At 75.3% G+C, this 6,520-nt stretch carries 7 protein-coding genes; 5 read left to right on the top strand and 2 right to left on the bottom strand.

Going from position 1 to position 6,520, the window contains the following annotated elements:
• On the top strand, positions 1-1,352 hold a 1,352-nt coding region (locus D450_RS30640; RefSeq protein ID WP_017540322.1), incomplete at its 5' end, for an acyltransferase family protein.
• A gap of 39 nt (positions 1,353-1,391) precedes the next feature.
• Here D450_RS30640 and D450_RS0119410 read toward each other — a convergent pair.
• On the bottom strand, positions 1,392-1,790 hold the full coding sequence (locus D450_RS0119410) for a hypothetical protein (protein WP_017540321.1): 399 nt from the start codon (positions 1,788-1,790) through the stop codon (positions 1,392-1,394).
• A 237-nt stretch (positions 1,791-2,027) separates the two neighbouring features.
• Between D450_RS0119410 and D450_RS0119405 the strand changes: the two genes are divergently transcribed.
• On the top strand, positions 2,028-2,363 hold the full coding sequence (locus D450_RS0119405; protein WP_241483216.1) for a hypothetical protein: 336 nt from the start codon (positions 2,028-2,030) through the stop codon (positions 2,361-2,363).
• 56 nt (positions 2,364-2,419) lie between these two features.
• Here D450_RS0119405 and D450_RS0119400 read toward each other — a convergent pair whose 3' ends face one another.
• Positions 2,420-2,869, bottom strand: a complete 450-nt coding sequence (locus D450_RS0119400; protein ID WP_017540319.1) for an Lrp/AsnC family transcriptional regulator — start codon at positions 2,867-2,869, stop codon at positions 2,420-2,422.
• 134 nt (positions 2,870-3,003) lie between these two features.
• On the opposite strand from D450_RS0119400, the gene pdhA reads away from it, so the two are divergent.
• Genes pdhA through D450_RS0119385 form a run of 3 tightly spaced genes read left to right on the top strand, consistent with a single transcriptional unit; the run spans position 3,004 to position 6,518 of the window.
• Positions 3,004-4,101, top strand: coding sequence for a pyruvate dehydrogenase (acetyl-transferring) E1 component subunit alpha (pdhA, locus tag D450_RS0119395; RefSeq protein WP_017540318.1), 1,098 nt, complete (start codon positions 3,004-3,006; stop codon positions 4,099-4,101).
• 3 nt (positions 4,102-4,104) lie between these two features.
• Positions 4,105-5,136, top strand: a complete 1,032-nt coding sequence (locus tag D450_RS0119390; protein WP_017540317.1) for an alpha-ketoacid dehydrogenase subunit beta — start codon at positions 4,105-4,107, stop codon at positions 5,134-5,136.
• Positions 5,073-6,518: a dihydrolipoamide acetyltransferase family protein gene (locus tag D450_RS0119385; protein ID WP_017540316.1), complete on the top strand. Its 1,446-nt coding sequence runs from the start codon at positions 5,073-5,075 to the stop codon at positions 6,516-6,518. Before D450_RS0119390 ends, D450_RS0119385 begins: the two co-directional genes overlap by 64 nt.
• The last annotated feature ends 2 nt before the right edge of the window (positions 6,519-6,520 follow it).

The raw sequence follows: 6,520 nt of genomic DNA, 5'->3' as shown, positions 1-6,520 counted from the left end.
TCCCCCTGCCGGTGCGGCTGCGGGCCGCCGCGGGCTGGACCGGGGTGGCGGCGCTGGCGGCCTGCGGGATCGCCCTCGATGCGGCCCGCATGTTCCCCGGATGGATCGCCCTGTGGCCGGTGCTGGCGGCGGCGCTGGTGGTCGCGGCGGGCGCAGGCGGGCGGCCGCGGCGGGGCGCGGGCCTGCTGCTCGACACGGCGCCGCTGCGGCGGCTGGGGGCGCTGGCCTACCCCTTCTACCTGTGGCACTGGCCGGTGCTGGTGTTCTTCCTGGCCGTGACCGGGCGGGAGCAGGCCGGGGCGGCGGGCGGCGCCCTGGTGCTGGCGGTGTCCTACGCGCTCGCGGCGGGCACCGAGCGCCTCCTGGAGGGCGGGGTGCTGCGGCGGCTGCCCGCCCGTCCGGGGCCGGGGACGGTCGCGGCCGCGGGGGCGGCCTTCCTGGTGCCGGTGCTGGTGGCCGCCCCGCTGTGGCTGTCCCGCCTGGAGGCCGAGCGGGAGCGCCTGGCGGGGCAGGCCGAGGACGTCGGCGCCTACCCCGGCGCCCGGGTCGTGGACGACGCGCGGCTGGCCGCGTCCCTGCCGGAGCTGCCGGTCTACCCGGATCTGACCGACCCGGTGGACCCGTGGCTGACGCACACCAACGGCTGCAACGCCGAGCTCACCGACCCCGAGCTGGTGGTGTGCGCGTTCGGCCCCGAGTCGGCCGGGCGCACGGTGGCGATGGTGGGCGACTCGCACGTGGGCCAGTGGTTCCCGGCGATGCTGGAGGTGGCCGAGGCCCGCGGGTGGCGCATCGAGGTGATGACCAAGAACGGGTGCGCGTTCGGCACCGGGCGGCGGCCCGGCGGCGGGGAGGCCGCCGCCTCCTGCGAGGAGTGGAAGCGGCAGGCCCTCGCGGAGCTGCGCGGCGCGCCGCCGGACGCGGTGTTCGTCAACGGCACCCGCAGCGCGTGGGCCGGCCGGGGCGGGGCCGAGCGCGTTCCCGCCGGCTACCTGGACCGCTGGGAGGAGATGGCCGGACTGGGCGTGGGGGTGATCGCGGTGCGGGACACCCCCCGCCTGGACTTCGACGCCCCCGAGTGCGTCGACGCCCGGGGGCGCCGGGGCTGCGCGGTCGACCGGGACGCCACGCTGGCGCCGCGCTCCCCCGTCGAGGAGCTGGGCGCCCGCCTGCCGCCCAACGTCGCCCCGGTCGACCTGACCGGGCACCTGTGCCCGGAGGGGCGGTGCCCGGCGGTCCTGGGGAACGTGCTGGTGATGGGCGACGACGACCACATGACCGCCACGTTCGCGCGGTCGCTGGCCCCGGCCCTGGACGAGGCGCTGCCCGAGGACCCCGCGGGACTCGCCTGACGGGCGGCCTCCGGTCCCCGGGCGCGCTCTCGGGCGCGTTCAGACGCGCTCGGCGGCCCCCGCCGCGTCCGCGGGGAAGCGGGTGAAGCCGGTGGAGCGCGGCAGGACGGCCGCCCCCTGGGGGAGCAGCGCGAGAATGTCGGTGTCCACGGACCCGTAGACCCGGAAGTCCACGACCTCGCAGTGCTCCATGACGCCCTTGATGTAGGGGTCGGACATCGCCATGTGCCTGCGGATCGAGTCGGATCCGGCGTGCAGCTGGAAAGAGTGGCCGATCAGCCGTTCCTCGTCGATGAAGACCTCGACCATGAGCTGCGGTCCGTGCTCCCGGACGAAGTCCACGGCGCGGGCGACCGCACTCCGGTACGCCTCCAGGCGGCCGCCGTGGATGCGCATGGTGTTGTGCATGAGGACAACGTCGTCGTGTGTGTTCGCCATGCGGCCACCCTCATACTTCACGTTAAGTTGAAGTCAAACGGCCGACACCGGAGGTCGGGATAGGCCCGGCCCCGAATCGGCGATCGAACCGCGCACGGACGCCGTTGGATCGTTTTCTCGCCGGGACCAAGCACATCAATTCCCCCCTCTCCCGGCACCTGGAGCACCGATCCGGGGGTTCGACGGTTTCCCGCCGCCCCGCCGCGGACACCACGAGTGAGGCTTGTACTTCCCTCAGTGATCGGAGCAGATATGAAGCGCATCACCACCGCAGCCGCCGCCACGGCGGCGGCCACCGCCCTCGCCCTCTCGGTCGCGGCGCCCGTCGCGGCGGCAACGGGGCCGGTCTTCTGGTCCTTCCCCGACGGTTTCTCCTACCACCACGACAACCCGGCCATGGGCTGCCACACGGTCGCGGACTTCGGGGAGGAGCCGACGGAGCGGTTCACCAACGCCACCGACTCCCTGGTGTACGTGAACGCGGCCCCGAAGTGCCTGGCAGCGTCCCCCGTCCCCGTTTCCCCCGGCGCCTCCACCAACCTCCCGGTCATGAGCTACTACGTGACCCGTTAGGCGGGTCCGGCGACAGGAGGATCGGGGCGCCCCCGCCAGGGGCGCCCCTCCTTCAGCTACAGCGCCGGAGCCACGTCGATCTCGTCGAGCACGAACAGCGTCCGGGTGCTCACCACCTCCGGGATGCGCTGGAGCCGCTCCAGAACGAAGGTGCGCAGCGCCGCCGCGTCGGCCACCCGTACCAGCAGCAGCAGGTCCACGTCCCCCGACACCAGCGCCGCGTGGTGCACCTCCGGGATCTGCCGCAGGTGGTCGCGGAACGACTTCCACGACTCCTGGCGGATGCCGACCGAGACGTAGGCCGCCAGCCCGTAGCCGCACTTCTCCGGGTCGACCACCGCGGTGAACCCTTTGACGACCCCCTCCTTGCGGAGCCGGTCCAGCCGCGCATAGGCGTTGGCGCGCGAGATGTGCGCCCGCTCGGCCACGGTGCGCATCGACATCCTTCCGTCCTCGCGCAGGAGGCCGATGATCCTCCGGTCCACGTCGTCGAGGGCCGCGGCCATGTGTCTCACCTCACACCGTCCAGATCGTGGACCGGCTGGACGTCCGGCCGGAGAGAGCGGCCCCCGGCGTCCGTTCGTCCGCGGTCGCCCGCCGGATATGGACAGTATGGGGTGACGAAGCACATATTCAAGACATGAAGCGCAGCGATGACGCACGCGGATCGGCTCCGCCGCTCCCCTCCGCGGAGCCCGTCGGGCTGGTCGACCCGACCGGCCGCAGGATCGCCGGGGGCGCCTACGACACTCCCGAACCGGGCACCCTCCGGTCCCTCCTGCGCGGCATGCTCATCGGCCGCCGCTTCGACCGCCAGGCCGGTGCGCTCGCCCGCCAGGGCCGGCTGGCCGTGTACCCCTCCTCCCGCGGCCAGGAGGCCTGCCAGGTGGGCGGCGCACTGGCACTGGCGGAGCGCGACTGGCTCTTCCCCACCTACCGGGACTGCGTCGCCCTGGTCGCGCGCGGCGTGGACCCGGTCGAGGTGCTCACCCTGCTCCGGGGCGACTGGCACAGCGGCTACGACCCCCGGGGCACCCGGTGCGCCCCCCAGTGCACCCCGCTGGCCACCAGCGCCCCGCACGCGGTGGGGCTGGCCTGGGCGGCGCGGCGGGCCGGCGACGACGCGGCGGCGCTGGTGATGATGGGCGACGGCGCCACCAGCGAGGGGGACGCGCACGAGGCGTTCAACTTCGCCGCCGTCTGGAAGGCCCCGGTGGTCTTCCTCGTGCAGAACAACCAGTGGGCGATCAGCGTCCCGCTGCACAAGCAGTCCGCGGCCCCCACCCTGGCGCACAAGGCCGTCGGCTACGGGATGGCCGGGGTGCACATCGACGGCAACGACGCCGCCGCCGTGCACGCCGCGGTCTCCGAGGCACTGGCCTCGGCGCGCGCGGGCGGCGGGCCGGTGCTCATCGAGGCGCGCACCTACCGGATGGACCCGCACACCAACTCCGACGACCCGAGCCGCTACCGGGACGACACCGAGCGCGCCCACTGGGAGGAGCGCGACCCGCTCATCCGGCTGGAGGCGCTGCTGCGCTCGGAGGGCGCCCTGGACGACACGGCGATGGCCGGGTTCGAGAAGGAGGCCGAGAGCGTGGCCGCCGCCGTCCGGGAGCGCTACTCCGGCGAGGACGAGGGGGCGCCCGAGGAGATGTTCGCGCACGTGTACCACGCGGTCCCGGAGCAGCTGGAGCGGCAGCGCCGGGAGCTGCTGGCCGAGATCGGGGAGGGCTGAGCCATGGCCGGGACCGTCTCTCTGGGGCAGGCGCTCAACCGCGCCCTGCGCGACGCGCTGGCCGCCGACGACGCGGTGGTCGTCTACGGCGAGGACGTGGGACCGCTCGGCGGGGTGTTCCGCGTGACCGACGGGCTCACCGCCGAGTTCGGCGAAGAGCGCTGCTTCGACTCCCCCTTGGCCGAGGCCGGGATCGTCGGCACGGCGGTGGGCATGGCCATGTACGGGCTGCGGCCGGTCGTGGAGATGCAGTTCGACGCCTTCGCCTACCCGGCGTTCGAGCAGGTCGTCTCGCACGTGGCGAAGATGCGCAACCGCACCCGCGGCCGCCTGGAGCTGCCGCTGGTGATCCGGATCCCCTACGGCGGCGGGATCGGCGCGGTGGAGCACCACGCCGACTCCTCCGAGGCCTACTGGGCGCACACCCCCGGGCTGCGCGTCGTCACCCCGGCCACCCCCTCCGACGGCTACTCGATGCTGCGCGAGGCGATCGACTCCCCCGACCCCGTGGTCTTCCTGGAGCCCAAGCGGCGCTACTGGTCCAAGGAGGAGGCGGTGCTGCCGGTGCGGACCGCCCCCATGGACCGGGCGGTAGTGCGCCGGTCCGGCGACGACGTCACCCTGCTGGCCTACGGGCCGATGGTCCAGACGGCGCTGGAGGCCGCCGCGGCCGCCGCCGAGGAGGGCACCTCGGTGGAGGTGGTCGACCTGCGCAGCCTGTCCCCCTTCGACGACGCGACGGCCGCCGCCTCGGTGCGGCGCACCGGGCGGGCGGTGGTGGTGCACGAGGCCTCCGGGTTCGCCGGGTACGGCGCCGAGGTGGCGGCCCGCCTCACCGAGCAGTGCTTCCACTTCCTGGAGGCGCCGGTGCTGCGGGTGTGCGGCCGGGACGTTCCCTACCCGCCGCCGGGGCTGGAGGAGCACCACCTGCCGTCGGTGGACCGCATCCTGGACGCCTTCGACCGGCTGCAGTGGGAGCGCACCTGGACCGGGGCCCCGGCCCCCGCTCCGGCCCCGGCGGAGGTGGGCGCATGAGCGCGCAGGTGAGCGGGCGCGCGTTCGCCCTGCCCGACCTGGGCGAGGGGCTGACCGAGGCCGAGCTGGTGGAGTGGCGGGTCGCCGTCGGCGACACCGTGGCCGTGGACCAGCCGGTGGCCGAGGTGGAGACCGCCAAGGCGGCGGTGGAGGTGCCCTGCCCCTTCGCGGGGACGGTCACCGCGCTGCACGCCGAGCCGGGGCAGGCCGTCCCGGTGGGCGCACCGCTGGTCACCGTCGCCGAGGAGGGGGCCGGGGACTCCGCGCCCGCGCCGGGCCCCGCGCCCGGCCCCGGTGACGAGGAGGCCTTCACCGAACCGGGGACCGTCGTCCCCGAGGCCCGCACCCCGCCCGAGTCCGGCCCGCGCGGCAACGGCGCCGCGCAGCACGGCCAGGGCTCGGGGGCGGTCCTCGTGGGGTACGGGACCGGGGCGGCCCCGTCCCGCCGGGGGCGGCGGCGCAGGGGGACGACGGGGTCCCCCTCCGCCGCTCCGTCCCCCGGCCCGGAACCGCGGGCGGGCCGGGTCCCGCCCGTGGTCTCCCCGCTGGTGCGCCGACTGGCGCGGGAGAGCGGGGTGGACGTGGCGCGCATCGCCGGAAGCGGCGAGGGCGGGCTGGTGCTGCGGCGCGACGTGGAGGCGGCGGCCCGCGCGCTGCGCGGGGCCGGGCCCGCCGAGGGGCCCCGCGGCCCCGAGGAGCGGATCGCGATGCGCGGCACCCGCGCGGCCATGGCCGAGCACCTGTCCCGCTCGCGGCGGGAGATCCCCGAGGCCACGGTGTGGGTCGACGTGGACGCCACCGGGCTGGTGGAGCTGCGGCGGCGCCTGAACGCGGCCGCACCCGAGAGGCCGGTGAGCCTCCTGGGGCTGCTCGCCCGGTTCTGCGCGCTGGGCCTGCGGCGCTTCCCCGACCTCAACTCCCAGGTCGACACCGGGCGCGGGGAGCTGGTGCGCTTCTCCCGGATCAACCTGGGGGTGGCCGCGCAGACCCCGCGCGGCCTGGTGGTCCCGGTGGTGCGCGACGCGGGGCCGATGAGCGCGCGCGAGGTCTCGGCGGCGATCACCGAGGCCTCGGACCGGGCCCGCGACGGCGCCCTGTCCCCCGAGGACATGTCCGGGGGCACCTTCACTGTGAACAACTACGGGGTGTTCGGGGTCGACGGGTCGGCGGCGATCATCAACCACCCCGAGGCGGCGATCCTGGGCATGGGCAGGATCATCGAGCGGCCCTGGGTGGTCGACGGCGCCCTGGCGGTGCGCCCGGTCACCGAGCTCACCCTGGCCTTCGACCACCGGGTGTGCGACGGCGGGACCGCCGGCGGGTTCCTGCGGTTCGTCGCCGACTGCGTGGAGGATCCGGAGCTGCTGCTCGGCGATCTGTGAGG

The sequence above is a fragment of the Nocardiopsis halophila DSM 44494 genome, assembly GCF_000341245.1.
Lineage (GTDB): Bacteria > Actinomycetota > Actinomycetes > Streptosporangiales > Streptosporangiaceae > Nocardiopsis_A > Nocardiopsis_A halophila.
Note: the sequence above shows the minus strand (reverse complement) of the source record. Positions and strands in the feature narration are given on the sequence as shown.

Coding starts and splice junctions, on each gene's coding strand:
- D450_RS0119410 (WP_017540321.1), bottom strand. CDS start 1,790: ATGGCGAACACACACGACGACGTTGTCCTCATGCACAACACCATGCGC.
- D450_RS0119400 (WP_017540319.1), bottom strand. CDS start 2,869: ATGGCCGCGGCCCTCGACGACGTGGACCGGAGGATCATCGGCCTCCTG.
- pdhA (WP_017540318.1), top strand. CDS start 3,004: ATGAAGCGCAGCGATGACGCACGCGGATCGGCTCCGCCGCTCCCCTCC.
- D450_RS0119390 (WP_017540317.1), top strand. CDS start 4,105: ATGGCCGGGACCGTCTCTCTGGGGCAGGCGCTCAACCGCGCCCTGCGC.